This window comes from Pseudomonas sp. NPDC089554, from assembly GCF_050280645.1.
GTDB lineage: Bacteria > Pseudomonadota > Gammaproteobacteria > Pseudomonadales > Pseudomonadaceae > Aquipseudomonas.
This window is the reverse complement of record NZ_JBNNVR010000005.1, coordinates 66682-82835: the sequence shown is the minus strand read 5'-3', so window position 1 is coordinate 82835 and position 16154 is coordinate 66682. Positions and strand designations below refer to the sequence as shown.

At 63.0% G+C, this 16154-nt stretch carries 18 protein-coding genes and 2 tRNA genes; 12 read left to right on the top strand and 8 right to left on the bottom strand.

Annotation, left to right across the window (positions count from 1 at the left end):
* Positions 1 to 33: 33 nt before the first annotated feature.
* The 6 genes from hisF to ACQKPE_RS03190 all read right to left on the bottom strand — a co-directional run bounded on the left by hisF (position 34) and on the right by ACQKPE_RS03190 (position 4933).
* A complete protein-coding gene (hisF, locus tag ACQKPE_RS03215; protein WP_427663321.1) occupies positions 34 to 804 on the bottom strand; it encodes an imidazole glycerol phosphate synthase subunit HisF in 771 nt (256 codons plus the stop codon).
* Between the two features lie 10 nt (positions 805 to 814).
* Positions 815 to 1552 (bottom strand): 1-(5-phosphoribosyl)-5-[(5-phosphoribosylamino)methylideneamino]imidazole-4-carboxamide isomerase, encoded by a 738-nt coding sequence (hisA, locus tag ACQKPE_RS03210; protein WP_023382794.1) that lies wholly within the window; start codon positions 1550 to 1552, stop codon positions 815 to 817.
* Between the two features lie 27 nt (positions 1553 to 1579).
* Positions 1580 to 1840 (bottom strand): DUF2164 domain-containing protein, encoded by a 261-nt coding sequence (locus ACQKPE_RS03205; protein ID WP_427663320.1) that lies wholly within the window; start codon positions 1838 to 1840, stop codon positions 1580 to 1582.
* A complete protein-coding gene (gene hisH, locus ACQKPE_RS03200; protein ID WP_427663319.1) occupies positions 1841 to 2479 on the bottom strand; it encodes an imidazole glycerol phosphate synthase subunit HisH in 639 nt (212 codons plus the stop codon).
* Positions 2479 to 3072, bottom strand: coding sequence for an imidazoleglycerol-phosphate dehydratase HisB (gene hisB / locus ACQKPE_RS03195; protein WP_133327498.1), 594 nt, complete (start codon positions 3070 to 3072; stop codon positions 2479 to 2481). Before hisB ends, hisH begins: the two co-directional genes overlap by 1 nt.
* 202 nt (positions 3073 to 3274) lie before the next feature.
* Positions 3275 to 4933: an OFA family MFS transporter gene (locus ACQKPE_RS03190; protein ID WP_427663318.1), complete on the bottom strand. Its 1659-nt coding sequence runs from the start codon at positions 4931 to 4933 to the stop codon at positions 3275 to 3277.
* A 367-nt stretch (positions 4934 to 5300) separates the two neighbouring features.
* Between ACQKPE_RS03190 and ACQKPE_RS03185 the strand changes: the two genes are divergently transcribed.
* The 4 genes from ACQKPE_RS03185 (at position 5301) to ACQKPE_RS03170 (ending at position 9055) form a co-directional block, all read left to right on the top strand.
* Positions 5301 to 7556 carry an AsmA family protein gene (locus ACQKPE_RS03185; RefSeq protein ID WP_427663317.1) on the top strand — a complete coding sequence of 752 codons (2256 nt, stop codon included), beginning with the start codon at positions 5301 to 5303 and terminating at the stop codon, positions 7554 to 7556.
* Positions 7553 to 8620 (top strand): A/G-specific adenine glycosylase, encoded by a 1068-nt coding sequence (mutY, locus tag ACQKPE_RS03180; protein ID WP_427663316.1) that lies wholly within the window; start codon positions 7553 to 7555, stop codon positions 8618 to 8620. Before ACQKPE_RS03185 ends, mutY begins: the two co-directional genes overlap by 4 nt.
* A complete protein-coding gene (locus ACQKPE_RS03175) occupies positions 8617 to 8889 on the top strand; it encodes an oxidative damage protection protein (protein WP_427663315.1) in 273 nt (90 codons plus the stop codon). Before mutY ends, ACQKPE_RS03175 begins: the two co-directional genes overlap by 4 nt.
* 90 nt (positions 8890 to 8979) lie before the next feature.
* Positions 8980 to 9055 (top strand) — tRNA-Phe (locus tag ACQKPE_RS03170).
* A gap of 121 nt (positions 9056 to 9176) precedes the next feature.
* Here ACQKPE_RS03170 and ACQKPE_RS03165 read toward each other — a convergent pair.
* Positions 9177 to 9482: an addiction module antidote protein gene (locus ACQKPE_RS03165; protein ID WP_427663314.1), complete on the bottom strand. Its 306-nt coding sequence runs from the start codon at positions 9480 to 9482 to the stop codon at positions 9177 to 9179.
* Positions 9483 to 9491: 9 nt separating this feature from the next.
* Positions 9492 to 9782, bottom strand: a complete 291-nt coding sequence (locus ACQKPE_RS03160; RefSeq protein ID WP_427663340.1) for a type II toxin-antitoxin system RelE/ParE family toxin — start codon at positions 9780 to 9782, stop codon at positions 9492 to 9494.
* A gap of 196 nt (positions 9783 to 9978) precedes the next feature.
* Here ACQKPE_RS03160 and ACQKPE_RS03155 point away from each other — a divergent pair, with 196 nt between their 5' ends.
* The 8 genes from ACQKPE_RS03155 to ACQKPE_RS03120 all read left to right on the top strand — a co-directional run bounded on the left by ACQKPE_RS03155 (position 9979) and on the right by ACQKPE_RS03120 (position 15876).
* Positions 9979 to 10422 (top strand): hypothetical protein, encoded by a 444-nt coding sequence (locus ACQKPE_RS03155; RefSeq protein WP_379671444.1) that lies wholly within the window; start codon positions 9979 to 9981, stop codon positions 10420 to 10422.
* 440 nt (positions 10423 to 10862) lie between these two features.
* Positions 10863 to 11636: an ABC transporter ATP-binding protein gene (locus ACQKPE_RS03150; protein ID WP_427663313.1), complete on the top strand. Its 774-nt coding sequence runs from the start codon at positions 10863 to 10865 to the stop codon at positions 11634 to 11636.
* 11 nt (positions 11637 to 11647) lie between these two features.
* Positions 11648 to 12397, top strand: a complete 750-nt coding sequence (locus ACQKPE_RS03145) for an ABC transporter substrate-binding protein (RefSeq protein WP_427663312.1) — start codon at positions 11648 to 11650, stop codon at positions 12395 to 12397.
* Positions 12398 to 12454: 57 nt separating this feature from the next.
* On the top strand, positions 12455 to 13147 hold the full coding sequence (locus tag ACQKPE_RS03140) for an ABC transporter permease (RefSeq protein ID WP_427663311.1): 693 nt from the start codon (positions 12455 to 12457) through the stop codon (positions 13145 to 13147).
* On the top strand, positions 13147 to 13836 hold the full coding sequence (locus ACQKPE_RS03135; protein ID WP_427663310.1) for an ABC transporter permease: 690 nt from the start codon (positions 13147 to 13149) through the stop codon (positions 13834 to 13836). The genes ACQKPE_RS03140 and ACQKPE_RS03135 overlap by 1 nt, the downstream gene beginning before the upstream one ends.
* A gap of 73 nt (positions 13837 to 13909) precedes the next feature.
* Entirely contained in the window at positions 13910 to 15127 is a 1218-nt protein-coding gene (locus ACQKPE_RS03130) for a methyltransferase (protein ID WP_427663309.1), read from the top strand.
* 326 nt (positions 15128 to 15453) lie between these two features.
* The gene (locus ACQKPE_RS03125) at positions 15454 to 15702 is read left to right on the top strand and encodes a hypothetical protein (RefSeq protein ID WP_427663308.1); all 249 of its coding nucleotides are present in this window, start codon (positions 15454 to 15456) and stop codon (positions 15700 to 15702) included.
* Between the two features lie 98 nt (positions 15703 to 15800).
* Positions 15801 to 15876, top strand: a tRNA-Thr gene (locus ACQKPE_RS03120).
* The last annotated feature ends 278 nt before the right edge of the window (positions 15877 to 16154 follow it).

The window sequence follows — 16154 nt, the reverse complement described above, 5'->3', positions numbered from 1 at the left end:
CATTGGGGCTGCTGCGCAGCCCCAATCGATGATTCAGCGAACGACGATCCCGCGCGAAGCCATATAGGCCTTGGCCTCCGGCACGGTGTACTCGCCGAAGTGGAAGATACTCGCCGCCAGCACCGCACTGGCATGCCCTTCCAGAATGCCGTCGGCCAGGTGCTGCAAGTTACCCACGCCACCCGAAGCGATCACCGGAATCCCCAGCGCATCGCTGATGGCCCGCGTCACCCCCAGGTCGAAGCCGTTCTTCATGCCGTCCTGGTCCATGCTGGTCAGCAGGATCTCCCCCGCCCCCAGGCCTTCCATCTTCTTCGCCCACTCCACTGCATCCAGCCCGGTCGGCTTGCGCCCGCCGTGGGTGAAGATTTCCCAGCGCGGCGTCTCGCCCGGCCCGGAAACCTTCTTCGCATCGATGGCCACGACGATGCACTGCGAACCGAAACGCTGCGCCGCCTCGCCCACGAACTCCGGGTTGAACACCGCGGCGGTGTTGATGGACACCTTGTCGGCACCGGCATTGAGCAGGTTGCGAATGTCCTGCACAGTGCGCACGCCACCGCCCACGGTCAGCGGGATGAACACCTGGCTGGCCATGCGCTCCACGGTATGCAAGGTGGTGTCACGGCCATCGACGCTCGCGGTGATGTCGAGGAAGGTGATTTCGTCGGCACCCTGCTCATCGTAGCGGCGCGCGATTTCCACCGGGTCGCCGGCATCGCGGATGTTCTCGAACTTGACGCCCTTGACCACCCGGCCGTTGTCCACGTCCAGGCAAGGGATGATGCGCTTGGCCAGTGCCATGTGGGTGTCCTCAGCCTTGGTAGTTGTCGCAGAAGGCCTGGGCCTCGGCGACGTCGAGGGTGCCTTCGTAGATGGCACGGCCGGTGATGGCGCCGATGATGCCTGGGGCCTTGGCATCCAGCAGGGCCTTGATGTCGCCCAGGTTGTGGATGCCGCCGGACGCGATCACCGGGATCGACGTGGCTTCGGCCAGAGCCTTGGTGAAGGGCACGTTGCAGCCCTGCATCATGCCGTCCTTGGCGATGTCGGTGTAAACGATCGCCGAGACGCCATCGGCCTCGAAACGCTTGGCCAGGTCGATGACCTGCACCGAGCTGACCTCGGCCCAGCCGTCGGTGGCGACGAAGCCGTCTTTGGCATCCAGGCCAACGATGACCTTGCCCGGGAAGGCCTTGCACGCCTCGGCGACGAACTCTGGCTGCTTGACCGCCTTGGTGCCGATGATCACGTAGCTGACGCCGGCCTTCACATAGTGCTCGATGGTTTCCAGCGAGCGAATGCCGCCGCCGATCTGGATCGGCAGGTTCGGGTAGCGCTTGGCGATGGCGGTGACCACTTCGCCGTTGACCGGCTGGCCTTCGAAGGCGCCGTTCAGGTCGACCAGGTGCAGGCGACGGCAGCCACCTTCGACCCACTTGGCGGCCATGCTCACCGGGTCGTCGGAAAACACCGTGGAGTCTTCCATGCGGCCTTGGCGCAGGCGTACGCAGGCACCGTCCTTGAGATCGATAGCGGGGATAATCAGCATCTTGGGAACCTGTCTAAACGTTGGAATTCAGGGCTTCTCGAGCGCCCACAGGTCGCTTTCGATGCTCTCGAACCGCTCCTTGAGGTGCAGCTGAACATCGGCAATCGCCCTGTTGTAGTAATGGGGTGCAATTTCCTTGCTGAACACGTCGAGAACCTCGGCCACCTCGAACGACCCCAGTTGCAGCTCGAAGCGGTCTTCGAGGAAGCGCTTGAGCACCTCCAGCGCCTCGCGCTCCTGCTCCGGGGCCAACGTGATGCTCGGCGCCTTGGTTCGCGACTTGCTCATCTACCAGCGCCCGTCCCAGGCGGCGAAGTTCTGCAGCAGTTGCAGGCCATGGGTATGGCTCTTCTCCGGGTGGAACTGCACGGCGAAGCGCGAGCCATCGGCCAGCGCGGCGGCGAAGTCGACGCCATAGTGGCCACGACCAACTACCTGGCCCGGCTTGCCGGCCTCGATGTAGTAGCTGTGCACGAAGTAGAAACGCGCCAGTTGCGGGATGTCGTGCCACAGCGGGTGGTCGATGGACTGGCTGACCTGGTTCCAGCCCATGTGCGGCACCTTCAGGTGCTCGCCGTCTTCTTCCAGGCCCTTGCCGAAGAAACGTACCTTGCCGGGGAACAGGCCGATGCAATCGACGCCGTCGTTCTCCTCGCTGTGCTCCAGCAGCGCCTGCATACCTACGCAGATGCCAAGGAACGGGCGGTCCTGGCTGACTTCACGCACCAGGCTGTCGAAGCCCAGGCGGCGAATTTCGGCCATGCAGTCGCGGATCGCGCCAACGCCTGGGAACACCACGCGGTCGGCCTCGCGGATCACCGCTGCGTCGCTGGTGACCAACACCTTGCCAGCGCCTACGTGCTCCAGGGCCTTGGCCACCGAGTGCAGGTTGCCCATGCCATAGTCGATTACCGCAACCGTCTGCATTACAGGCATCCCTTGGTGGATGGCATCTGCCCGGCCATACGCTCATCCAGGGTCACGGCCATGCGCAGCGCGCGGCCAAAAGCCTTGAACACGGTCTCGATCTGGTGGTGGGTGTTGTGCCCGCGCAGGTTGTCGATGTGCAGGGTGACGAGGGCGTGGTTGACGAAGCCCTGGAAAAACTCCTGGAACAGGTCGACGTCGAAGCCACCGACCGAGGCGCGGGTGTACGGCACGTGCATCTGCAAGCCTGGGCGGCCGGAGAAGTCGATGACCACCCGCGACAGCGCTTCGTCCAGCGGCACGTAGGCGTGGCCGTAGCGGAAGATGCCTTTTTTGTCGCCGATAGCCTGGGCGAATGCCTGGCCGAGGGTGATACCGACGTCTTCCACGGTGTGGTGATCGTCGATATGCAGGTCACCCTTGCACTCGATGTCCAGATCGATCAGCCCGTGCCGGGCGATCTGGTCGAGCATGTGTTCAAGGAAAGGCACACCGATATCGAATCGGGCCTTGCCACTGCCATCGAGGTTGATCGAGCACTTGACCTGGGTTTCCAGGGTGTTGCGCTCGACGGAAGCCTTACGTTCGACCATCACCAGCTCCGCAAAATCATTGGGCGAAAAGGGCTACATTGTACGCCCAGAACGCGCCGGTTTGAAACGCGGATGACGTGTGGCAGAAGGGTGGCCAGTAAAAGCATTCGCGGGCAAGCCCGCTCCTACAAGGTCTAGGTGATCCCTGTAGGAGCGGGCTTGCCCGCGAAAGGGCCCTCTCAGGCCCCGCTGAAGCAATGGATCAGTTGAACAGCACCGCAGTCTTCTGCAAGGTGATCCACACACCCCAAGCCAGCGGAATCACCACCACGGCCCAGGCGATCAGCACCAGCGGCAGGCTGCCAGGGGCTGCATGCCATTCCAGCGCACGGACGCCATCGGCACCTTTGTCGTGGCTCAGCGCGCGCTCGGCGGCCAACTCGGCATCGGTCATGAAGTACTTGTCGGCGACCGGACGCACCAGCAGGTTGCAGATGAAGCCCAGTACCAGCAGACCGGCGAGGATGTACAGGGTCATGTCATAGGCGGCTGCACGGGCAACGCCCGCTGCCAACTGCGACTCACGCAGGTAGGTGATCAACACCGGGCCCAGCACGCCAGCGGCTGCCCAGGCAGTCAGCAGGCGACCGTGGATCGCGCCGACCATCTGCGTACCGAACAGGTCGGCCAGGTAGGCCGGCACGGTGGCGAAGCCGCCGCCGTACATCGACAGGATCACGCAGAACGCCGCCACGAACAGCGCCACGTTACCCAGGTGGCCGAGGTTCGGCACCATGGCGTAGAGGGCGAAGCCCAGGGCGAAGAAGGCGAAGTAGGTGTTCTTGCGGCCGATGTAGTCGGAGAACGAGGCCCAGAAGAAGCGACCACCGATGTTGAACAGGCTCAGCAAGCCGGTGAAGCCCGCGGCGATGGCGGCGATCTGCGCCAGTTGCGCGCTGTTCAGCTCGCTGAAGCTCAAATCGTTACCCAGCAGCTTGCCGGCGAACACTTCCTGCAGCAGTGGCGAGGCCATGCCGATGATGCCGATACCCGCCGAAACGTTCAGGCACAGCACCAGCCAGATCAGCGCGAACTGCGGGGTTTTCCAGGCAACGCTGACGTGCACGTGGCGGTCGGTGACCATGGTGTTGGCTTTCTTCGCCGGCGGGGTCCAGCCCTCAGGCTTCCAGCCGGTCGGCGGAACGCGGTAGGCCAGGGCGCCTGCGGTCATGAATACGAAGTAGATCGCAGCCATGGCCACGAAGCTCTGCCACACACCCACTTCCTGGCCGTTGGCGAAGTGGCCCATCAGTGCGGTGGCCAGCGGCGCACCCACCATGGCACCACCACCGAAGCCCATGATCGCCATGCCGGTAGCCATGCCGCGCTTGTCCGGGAACCACTTGATCAGGGTCGAGACTGGCGAGATATAGCCCAGGCCCAGGCCGATACCACCGATCACACCGGAGCCCAGCCACATCAGCCACAGCTGGTGGGTCTTGATGCCGATCGCCGAGATCAGCAGGCCACCGCACCAGCACACGGCCGATACCAGGCCGGCCTTGCGCGGGCCTGCGTGTTCCAGCCAGCCACCGAGTACCGCGGCCGAGCAGCCGAGGAACACGAAGAACAGGGTGTAGATCCAGCTGAGCATGGAGATTGGCCAGTCGCACTCGGCGCTGAACAGGCGGGCGATGAAGCCCATGTCAGGCGAGCAGGCAACCGGCGCGGTGATGCCAATGGCTTGGGAAAGCGGTAGCCAGAACACCGAGAAGCCATAGGCCATGCCGATGCACAGGTGAATGGCGAGGGCCGCAGGCGGGACCAGCCAGCGGTTGAAGCCCGGACGGGCGATGATACGTTCCTTGGACAGGAAACCGGGCACGCGCTCCGGAATCCCTGTCGCAACATTGCTGTTCATGGGATCGTTCCTTTATGTAGGTAGGCGGATGCTCATTGATTGAATGCCTGGCTCTGGATATCGCCTTCTCCCCGGAAGGCCCGGCCATTTGCGGCAACGCCCGCGACAATGGGTCGCGGGCGCTCGTCGAGCGGCGCAAGAGTAACAGGTGAAGGCATTATGAGATTGATATTTTTTTGCCAGCGCAAACGTTTAACGGAACTGTAATACCCTGGGTTGTCGAACCCGGAACCGGTTGGGGCGCTGTTGGCGTAACCCTCAGACACGCATGAAATGCCCTGTATCTGTTGTCGGATACGCAGAGGCCATAGCTGCGGCGCTATACTTTGCCGCTTGAATTTCACTATCGGACTACAAGGACTCGCCCATGAAAGCGTTCGGCAAAATCCTGGGACTGGGGCTGCTCGGGCTGTTGCTGATCATCGTGGCGCTGGGCTTCGCCCTGACCCACCTCTTCGATCCCAACGACTATAAAGACGAGATTCGCCAACTGGCGCGCGACAAAGCCCGTGTCGAGCTGACCCTCAATGGCGACATCGGCTGGAGCCTGTTCCCTTGGCTGGGCCTTGAGCTGCACGAGGCGAGCATCGCCACCCTGAACAAACCCACCGAGCCATTCGCCGACCTGCAAATGCTCGGCCTCTCGGTGCGCGTGCTGCCTTTGCTGCGCCGTGAAGTGCAAATGAGCGACGTGCGCGTGGAAGGGCTGAACCTGACCCTGGTGCGCGACGCCCAGGGCCACGGCAACTGGGAAGACATCGGCAAGCCGCTGCCCGACCCGAACGCCACCGCCAGCACTCCCCCGGCACCGCAACCCGATACCCCGGCCTCGACGCCCGCCGAAACCCAGGGCGGCAACGAGCGCTCGGTCAAGCTGGACATCGACAGCCTCACGGTGAACAACGCCCGCGTGCAGTACACCGACGAGCAGAGCGGCAAAAGCTACCAGGCCGAAAGCATCCAGCTGAGCACCGGCGCGGTGCACGACGGCGTGAACATTCCGGTCAAGGCCAGTGCCTTCCTCAGCGCCAGCGTGCCGAACATCAAGGCGCGCACGGAGCTTGCCGGCGAGCTGCGCTTCGATCGCAAGCTCAAGCGCTACAGCTTCGAAGACATGCGCCTGTCCGGGGAAACCTCGGGCGAACCGCTGGCCGGCAAGAGCATGACTTTCGTCGCCCAGGGCCAGGTGCTGGTCGACCTGGCGGCCAACGTCGCCTCGTGGACCGGCCTGAAGGTTTCCGCCAACCAACTGCGCGCCCTCGGCGAGCTGAACGTACGCGACCTCGACAAGGCAGCGCAGCTCAGCGGCGGCCTGTCCATCGCCCAGTTCGACCTGCGCACCTTCCTCGACGGCATCGGCCACCCGCTGCCCGCCACCGCCGACGCAGCGGCCTTCGGCAAGTTCGAACTGGTCAGCCGCCTGCAAGGCACACCCAGCAGCCTAGCCCTCGAAGACCTGGCGGTGAAACTGGACGACAGCACCTTCACCGGCCGCGTCGCCATCGACGACTTCGCCAAGCAGGCCCTGCGCCTGCAACTGAAAGCCGACACCTTCAATGCCGACCGCTACCTGCCGGCCAAGAGCGAAGAGGCCAAGGGCACCGCTGCCGCGCGCCAGGCCGAGGTCAAGCAACAGGAAGCCAGCGCCACCGTCGGCGCCGGCACCTCGCCGCTGCCGGCCCCACCGACCCAGTTGGCCTGGAGCACCGACAAGCTGCTGCCGGTCGACCGCCTGCGCGTGCTCGACCTGCAAGCCGACCTGTCGTTCGGTGCCCTGACGCTGAACAAGCTGCCGATCAGCAATGCTCAGCTCAAGGCCAACGGCCAGGGCGGCCTGGTGACCCTGGAAACCCTGCGTGGCGGCCTGTACAACGGCACCTTCGAGGCCAAGGGCACCGTCGACGTGCGCCCGGCCGTGCCGCAGGTGGGTGTGAACACACGCATCAACCGTGTACCGGTGGAGCACTTCATCAAGCGCGAAAGCCCCGACCAGGCGCCGCCGGTCAAGGGCCTGCTGACCCTGTCCAGCGACCTCACCGCCACCGGCAACAGCCAGAAGGCGCTGGTCGACACCCTCAACGGCAACGCCAGCTTCACCATCAATGACGGTGTGCTGGTCAACGCCAACCTTGAACAGCAGCTGTGCCAGGCCATCGCCACCCTCAACCGCAAGCAGCTCAGCGGCGAGCCACGCGGCAAGGACACCCCCTTCCAGGAACTGCGCGGCAGCCTGGTGATACGCAATGGCGTGGCCAGCAACCCTGACCTCAAGGCGCGCATTCCCGGCCTGACAGTCAATGGCCAAGGCGACCTCGACCTGCGCGTGCTGGGCATGGACTACAACGTCGGCGTCATCGTCGAAGGCGACCAAACCGCCATGCCCGACCCGGCCTGCCAAGTCAACGAGCGCTACGTCGGCGTTGCCGTACCGCTGCGCTGCCGCGGCCCGCTGGAGCTCGGCGCCAAGGCCTGCCGCCTGGACCAGGAAGGCCTGGGCAAGGTCGCCGCGCAACTGGCCGGCAACCGCCTCAAAGACAAGCTCGATGAAAAACTCGACGAGAAACTCGGAGACAAAGTGAGCCCGGAACTCAAAGAAGCACTCAAGGGGCTGTTCAAGCGATGAGCCCCGAGCAGTTCTCCAGCGCCGTGCTGAGCTGGTTCGACCAGCACGGCCGCCACGACCTTCCCTGGCAACAGGGCATCACGCCTTACCGGGTGTGGGTGTCGGAAATCATGCTGCAACAGACCCAAGTAAGCACTGTGCTCAACTACTTCGACCGCTTCATGCAGGCCCTGCCCACCGTGCAGGCGCTGGCCGAAGCGCCGGAGGACGAAGTGCTGCACCTGTGGACGGGCCTGGGCTATTACATCCGCGCCCGCAACCTGCAAAAGGCCGCGAAGGTGGTGATGGAGCAGCATGGCGGCGAATTCCCGCGCAGCGTCGAGCAGCTCACCGAGCTACCCGGCATCGGCCGCTCTACCGCCGGAGCCATCGCCAGTATCAGCATGGGCATTCGCGCGCCGATCCTCGACGGCAACGTCAAACGCGTGCTGGCCCGCTACACCGCCCAGGCTGGCTACCCCGGCGAGCCGAAGGTGGCCAACGCGCTGTGGGCCACCGCCGAGCGCCTCACCCCCCACGCCCGCGCCAACCACTACACCCAGGCGATGATGGACATGGGCGCCACGCTGTGCACCCGCAGCAAGCCCAGTTGCCTGATCTGCCCGGTGCAGAGCGGCTGCGAAGCGCACTTGCATGGCGAGGAAACCCGCTACCCCGAGCCCAAGCCGCGCAAGGCCCTGCCGCAACGCAAGACGCTGATGCCGCTGCTGGCCAACCGAGAAGGCGCGATCCTGCTATACCGCCGCCCCTCCACAGGCCTATGGGGCGGGCTATGGAGCCTGCCGGAGCTGGACAACCTCGAACAACTCGACGACCTGGCCTACCAGCACGGCCTGCGCCTGGCCGGCAGCCAGGCCCTAGATGGCCTCACTCACACCTTCAGCCATTTCCAGCTGGCGATCGAACCCTGGCTGGTACGCGTGGACCCGCTCGGCACGCACGTGGCCGAGCCCGACTGGCTCTGGTATAACCTCGCCACCCCGCCGCGCCTGGGCCTCGCCGCCCCGGTCAAGAAGCTGCTCAAACGCGCGGCCGACGAACTGATTGCAGGAGAGCCCCAATGACCCGCACCGTGAAGTGCCGCAAGTACAACGAAGAACTCCCCGGCCTCGAGCGCCCGCCCTACCCCGGCGCCAAGGGCCAGGACATCTTCGAAAACATCTCGCAGAAGGCCTGGAAGGAGTGGCAGGACCACCAGACCATGCTGATCAACGAGAAGCGCCTGAACATGATGAATGCCGAAGACCGCAAATTCATCCAGGCCGAGATGGACAAGTTCTTCGCCGGTGAAGACTACGCCCAGGCCGAAGGCTACGTTCCACCCAGCGCATGACCCGTTGAAACGTAAGCGACGGAATAATTTAAAAAAATTTTCAAAAAGTCGTTGACGAAGGGTCTGAAAACCTTTTTAATTCGCCCCGTCGCCCAGATAGCTCAGTCGGTAGAGCAGAGGATTGAAAATCCTCGTGTCGGCGGTTCGACTCCGTCTCTGGGCACCACCATTAAGTTTCAGGTGGTTCCAAAGCCACCCGAAGCGACAACAAAAAACCCGCCTAGTGCGGGTTTTTTATTGTCTGCGATTTGGGCTTGAAGACAGCCGCTAAAGTGGCAGCCCTGACCTCAACCCGACGTGCTCGGCTGTACCACCTCGGCATGTAGCCGCAGGCCAAGCGCGGCCATTACCTTCATAATGGTCGCCAGGCTCGGATTACCCCCCGCCGAGAGCGCCTTGTACAGCCCCTCTCGTGTCAGTCCAGTATCGCGAGCAAGCTGAGCCATACCCCGAGCACGCGCGATATCGCCCAAGGCTGCAGCAAGTAGAGCCGGATCGTTTTCCTCAAGACATGCCTCCAGATAAAGAGCCATGTCTTCTTCGGTTTTCAGGTGGTCTACGGCGTCCCACTTGGACAGCTTCATTTCAGTCATGGCGGCCTCCTAAAGCTCGCGTGCCAGCTTGAGCGCGGATCTGATGTCCTTGGCCTGGCTGGATTTATCACCACCCGCCAGGAGAATGATCACCTCGTAGCCTCGCTGAACGAAATACACTCGATAGCCCGGACCATAATCAATCCGCAGCTCGGATATTCCCTCTCCAACTGGCTTACAATCGCCCATCCCTCCGAGCTCAACAAGACGCAACCGGGCAGTGATACGAGCCTGCGCACGAGCATCCCGTAAAGCAGCGAACCAGAGCCTATATCTATCGGTTTGTATTAGCGTACGCATGGCTGCAATGTAAACCACAGTTAACATTGCACCAAACCCAGCGTGTTTCAAGCTGTTTATGAAACTGCGCGATGAACCACCCCTGCCACTGATATAGCGCCTGGTGACGCCTATACGTCGTCGCCCCCTTGGGTTTCGCGCCTATCTACGATTCAATACGCACCTTTCCCGCTTCCACCAAGGACCTCGCGCCCCCATGGCCACCAACACCAAGCAACAAAAACGCGCCAAGCGCGCCGCCGCCAAGGCCAAGCAGAACCGCATGGTGCGCAGCGGCCAGGCGGTGAAGGCCAGCGCCGGCGACAGCACCAGCGTCGAGCAGGTGTTCACCAAGGCCCAGGAGTCGGGCAGCTACAACAGCCTGTTCGAAAAGATGAAAGAAGCCCAGGCCAACGGCCTGGTGCCGATGATCTCGGTGTTCCTGGTCGACCCGCTGCTGGCGCTGGTGCTCAAGGGCCATAAAGAAGAACACGCCACCGACTACATCGTGCTGGTGTTCACCGCCTACCGCGAATGGCTCGACGGCACCGACGCCGACGCCACCATGGCCTGGCTGGAAAGCGACGAGTTCCAGGACGCCTACGTGGCCGCTTCGGAGCTGGTAGCCAAGCAGCAGCAACAGCAGAAGCAATTTGGCTGAACCTCGTTCAAGCGCCCAAAAGGTGGCACCCAGTGAAACCGGCGCGCCACATCTGTGCATGTAGGGCGCCGCAAACCCTGTAGGAGCGGGCTTGCCCGCGAACCAGGGCAAAGCCCTGGCCATACACCGCGTAGCCTCTTCGCGGGCAAGCCCGCTCCTACAGTACCGCGCGACCTCTGCAACGCCCCAGGCAAAACCGCTTCCCTCATCCCGGTAAAACTGGCACCATCGCGCCTTTTTTCATCCAGGCTCCGGTACCGGAAAAACGCTGCGGCGGACATTGTGGCGACGTTGCACTGCAACGATGCGACAAACTGCCCCACAAGCGACCCGAGCCCCCTGCAACCCGGTTGGCCGCCATTGTGCCGCTATGCTAGCGTGGCGCTCGCCAGGAAGGCCGCCAACAGCTGGGAACGCACCCGAACACATGAGGACCGCACATGGCCCAGGCCACGCCCGCGCTGGAAATCCGCAATCTGCACAAACGCTACGGCGACCAGGAAATTCTCAAGGGCATTTCGCTGACCGCCCGCGACGGTGACGTGATCTCGATCCTCGGCTCGTCCGGCTCCGGCAAGTCCACCCTGCTGCGCTGCATCAACCTGCTGGAAAACCCCCACCAGGGCGAAATCCTCGTCGCCGGCGAAGCCCTCAAGCTCAAGGCCACCAAGACCGGTGACCTGATCGCCGCCGACAACCGCCAGATCAACCGCCTGCGCAGCGAAATCGGTTTCGTCTTCCAGAATTTCAACCTGTGGCCGCACATGTCGGTGCTCGACAACATCATCGAGGCGCCACGCCGCGTGCTTGGCCAAAGCAAGGCCGAAGCCATCGAGCACGCCGAAGCGCTGCTCAACAAAGTCGGCATCTACGACAAACGCCACAGCTACCCCGCCCAACTTTCCGGTGGCCAGCAGCAGCGCGCCGCCATCGCCCGAACCCTGGCCATGAAGCCCAAGGTCATCCTGTTCGACGAGCCAACTTCGGCGCTCGATCCGGAAATGGTCCAGGAAGTGCTTAACGTTATCCGCGCACTCGCCGAAGAAGGCCGTACCATGCTGCTGGTAACGCACGAGATGAACTTTGCCCGCCAGGTGTCCAGCGAAGTGGTCTTCCTGCACCAGGGCCTCGTGGAAGAGCAAGGATCGCCGCAACAGGTCTTTGAAAACCCGACCTCGGCGCGTTGCAAGCAATTCATGTCCAGCCACCGCTAACGGAGCAATACATGCAGACCTACAAGAAATTCCTCCTGGCAGCCGCTGCCACGCTGGTGATGTCCGCCAACGCCATGGCCGCCGAGAAACTGCGCATGGGTATCGAGGCGGCCTACCCGCCGTTCAACAACAAGGATGCCAGCGGTAACGTGGTCGGCTTCGACAAGGACATCGGCGACGCCCTGTGCGCCAAGATGAAGGTCGAGTGCTCGGTCGTCACTTCTGACTGGGACGGCATCATCCCTGCCCTGAACGCCAAGAAGTTCGACTTCCTGGTGTCCTCGCTGTCGATCACCGACGAGCGCAAGCAAGCCGTCGACTTCACCGACCCCTACTACTCCAACAAGCTGCAGTTCATCGCGCCTAAAAACGTCGACTTCAAGACCGACAAGGCTGCCCTGAAAGGCAAGGTAATCGGCGCCCAGCGCGCGACCCTGGCCGGCACCTGGCTGGAAGACAACACCAGCGGCACCGACATCAAGCTCTACGACACCCAGGAAAATGCCTACCTGGACCTGGTGGCCGGTCGTATCGACGGCATCCTGGCTGACAAGTACGTGCAGTACGAATGGCTCAAGAGCAAAGACGGTTCGACCTTCGAGTTCAAGGGCGACCCCGTGGAAGAAAGCGACAAGATCGGTATCGCTGTGCGTAAAGGCGACCCACTGCGCGAGAAGCTGAACGCCGCGCTGAAGGAAATCGTCGCCGACGGCACGTACAAGAAGATCAACGACAAGTACTTCCCGTTCAGCATCTATTGATTCGCCCCGACCGACACCGCCGCTGCGCGGTGTCGGTCCCTTGAACGCACCCTGCCCATGAATATCGACCTGCACGGATTCGGCCCGGCCCTGATGGCCGGCACCCTGATGACCGTAAAACTCGCCCTTTGCGCCTTGCTGCTGGGGCTGGTCCTGGGCCTGCTCGGCGCCCTGGCCAAGACGTCTCCGGTCAAGCCACTGCAATGGCTTGGCGGCACCTACTCCACACTGGTGCGCGGCGTACCCGAACTGCTCTGGGTATTGCTCATCTATTTCGGCACCGTCGGGCTGATGAACAGCCTCGGCGAAGCCCTCAACCTGCCTGGCCTTGAGCTCAGTGCCTTCGCCGCCGGGGTAATCGCCCTGGGGCTGTGTTTCGGCGCCTATGCCACGGAGGTGTTCCGTGGCGCCATCCTGGCGATTCCCAAGGGCCACCGCGAGGCCGGCCTGGCGCTGGGGCTGTCCAAGGGGCGCATCCTCTCGCGGATCATCCTGCCGCAGATGTGGCGCATCGCCCTGCCGGGCCTTGGCAACCTGTTCATGATCCTGATGAAGGACACCGCGCTGGTGTCGGTGATCGGCCTTGAAGAGATCATGCGCCACGCGCAGATCGGCGTGACCGTGACCAAGGAGCCGTTCACCTTCTATATGGTCGCCGCCTGCATCTACCTGAGCCTGACCATCGTCGCCATGACCGGCATGCACTTCCTGGAAAAACGTGCCGCTCGCGGCTTCATGAGGGCCGCGTAATGAACTGGGAAGTCATCATCAAATGGCTGCCACGCCTGGCCGAAGGGGCAGCCCTGACGCTGGAACTGGTAGCCATCGCGGTCATCGCCGGGTTGATCCTGGCCATTCCGCTGGGTGTCGCGCGTTCGTCGCGGCACTGGTACGTGCGCGCCCTGCCCTTCGGCTACATCTTCTTCTTCCGCGGCACGCCGCTGCTGGTGCAGTTGTTCCTGGTGTACTACGGCTTGGCGCAGTTCGATTCAGTGCGCTCCAGCGCGCTGTGGCCGTACCTGCGCGACCCGTTCTGGTGCGCCGTACTCACCATGACCCTGCACACCGCCGCCTATATCGCCGAGATCCTGCGCGGGGCACTGCAGGCCATCCCCAAGGGTGAGATCGAGGCGGCGCGGGCGCTGGGCATGTCGCGGGGCAAGACACTGTTCTACATCATGCTGCCACGCGCTTCGCGCATCGGCCTGCCGGCCTACAGCAACGAAGTGATCCTGATGCTCAAGGCCAGCGCCCTGGCCAGCACCGTCACCCTGCTGGAACTGACCGGCATGGCGCGAACCATCATCGCCCGCACCTACCTGCCGGTGGAGATCTTCTTCGCCGCCGGGGTGTTCTACCTGTTGATCTCGTTCCTTCTGGTGCAGGGCTTCAAGCTGCTGGAGCGCTGGCTGCGCGTGGACGCCTGCCAAGGCCGCTGATGCACTGTCTCGTGGGAGCGGCCTGGCGTCGCGAAAGGGGCGCAAAGCGCCCCCAACACTGACCACACACATCATGACCCTTACCCCATTCCTGCAGGACACCCAACTCGCCGAGCGCTTCCAGGCCCTCGACCAGTTTCTGACTGCCCACCGGTCACTGTGGCAACCCCGCCCCTTCACTGCCCTGCGCCTCGACTGGGAAGCCCAGCACCCCGAGCTATCCGCCTGGCTACGCCAACGCACCCTGGAAGACGCCGAGGCCGCGCAACAACACCCCGAACAACTTGCCGCCCCAGCACCCTTCCCCCAACTGGCGCAGAACGCGCTGCACCTGTCGGCAGCAGGCGAATTGCCCAGCAATCCCCTGCACCCGGCCGGTCACCGTTTGGACGTCAACGTGCCCGGCCGCAAGTGGCAGCAGATCGAAGCCTTCACCCAACGTCTGACCTTCCAAGCCCCCGCCCAGCACTGGCTCGACTGGTGCTCAGGCAAAGGCCACCTGGGCCGCCGCCTGCTGCAACCCGGCCAGCGCCTCACCTGCCTGGAATACGACGCCGAACTGGTCGCCGCCGGCCAAGCCCTGAGCGACCACCACCACCTGCCCGCAACGCATCTGCGCCAGGACGTAATGGCCACCGACAGCGCTCGCCATCTCGATGGCGAAAAGAGCGTGGTAGCCCTGCACGCCTGCGGCGACCTGCACGTACGCCTGCTGCAACTGGCCAGCGCGAACGGCTGCCGCCAGGTGGCAGTGTCCCCGTGCTGCTACAACCGCATCCAGACCGAACAATACGCGCCGCTGTCCCAGGCCGCGCAAGCCTCCCCGCTGAAACTGTCGGTCGCCGACCTCGGCCTGCCACTGAACGAAGCCGTCACCTCCAGCGCCCGCGTACGCCGCCAGCGCGACCTGTCCATGGCCCGTCGCCTGGGCTTTGACTTGTTGCAGCGTGAACAGCGCCAGTACGACGAGTACCTGCCCACTCCGTCACTGCCTACGGCCTGGCTGGAAAAGACCTTCGAGCAGTACTGCCGCGATCTGGCCGAATTGCGCCAGGTGCCGATCAGCGGCACCCCACAATGGCAGGCACTGGAAGCCGCCGGCTGGCAGCGGCTCGCCGAGGTGCGCAACCTGGAGCTGGTACGCAACCAGTTCCGCAGGCCACTGGAGCTGTGGCTGGTGCTCGACCGCGCGATGTTCTTGCGGGAAAACGGCTACGCCGTGCGCGTAGGCGTGTTCTGCGACTACCCGCTGACACCCCGCAACCTATTGGTGCTGGCAGAGCGCATTTAGGTGCAGAGCCTGTGGATAACTCTGTGAACAAGCTTGTGATGAAAATCATCAAAGCCTGGATCCAATCGCTATTTCAGCCGCTCGCCTTATTCCATCGGGTAAGCGAAAGCCAGTAAAAACAGGCCTTTGCGCAAAGACCGACTGCAAGCGCCCATGGCATGCCTTTCGCGAAGCGCGGCAATGCCTCTTGTGCATAAGCATTTTCAGGGAAGTGTCGACTCCCCAGCAAAAACGGTGCCTATACCTACGCCCGCTCTACCTGTCTGTAGGAAAAAATGTATAATTCGCGGCTGCCTGAATTGGACATGAATAACGGAATACACATCATGACCAGCATCAAACCTTTCGCCGTGCTGACCTTCGCCCTGGCCCTAGGCGGCTGCGCCAACAGCGCACCCACCCCGCAACAGCCCTCGCTGGACTGGAGCATGCCCGGCATGCAACTCGGTGGCGACCGCGGCCTGCCGCTGCGCACCGAAACGCCCTGCCGCAAGCGCGGTTGCGACAATGACAAGCTGTTCTTCAACCCCGGGCAGCCTGAGCCGAGCGTCAATACCATCCATCGCGGCTGGTAGGAAAATTCTCCTTTCGGGGCGGTAACTTACCCTATTGCACGATAAGCGTGAGGAAGTGGTTTACAGCCGCCAACCGATCGCTATAATGACGCCCCTATGCCGGTATAGCTCAGCTGGTAGAGCAACTGACTTGTAATCAGTAGGTCCCGGGTTCGATTCCTGGTGCCGGCACCATACGTAGTACTCAAGAGGCTCACCGAAAGGTGGGCCTTTTTGTTTTCGGCTACGAGATATGACTCAAATGGCGCACTCCCCCAGCCTTGCGTAAGACATTGCGCAGTCCGCTCTGACGTTCTCAAAGGCGCTCCAGCACTTCCCTTCCAAAAGGTTTGGTTAGACCTATTTTCCATAGAGCCTGGCACACAACGCACTAGCAAGCACATCGCGTCTTCTGTAGGAGCGGCCTTGTGTCGCGATGGGCCGCAAGGCAGCCCCGACAATCTCGGATCAAA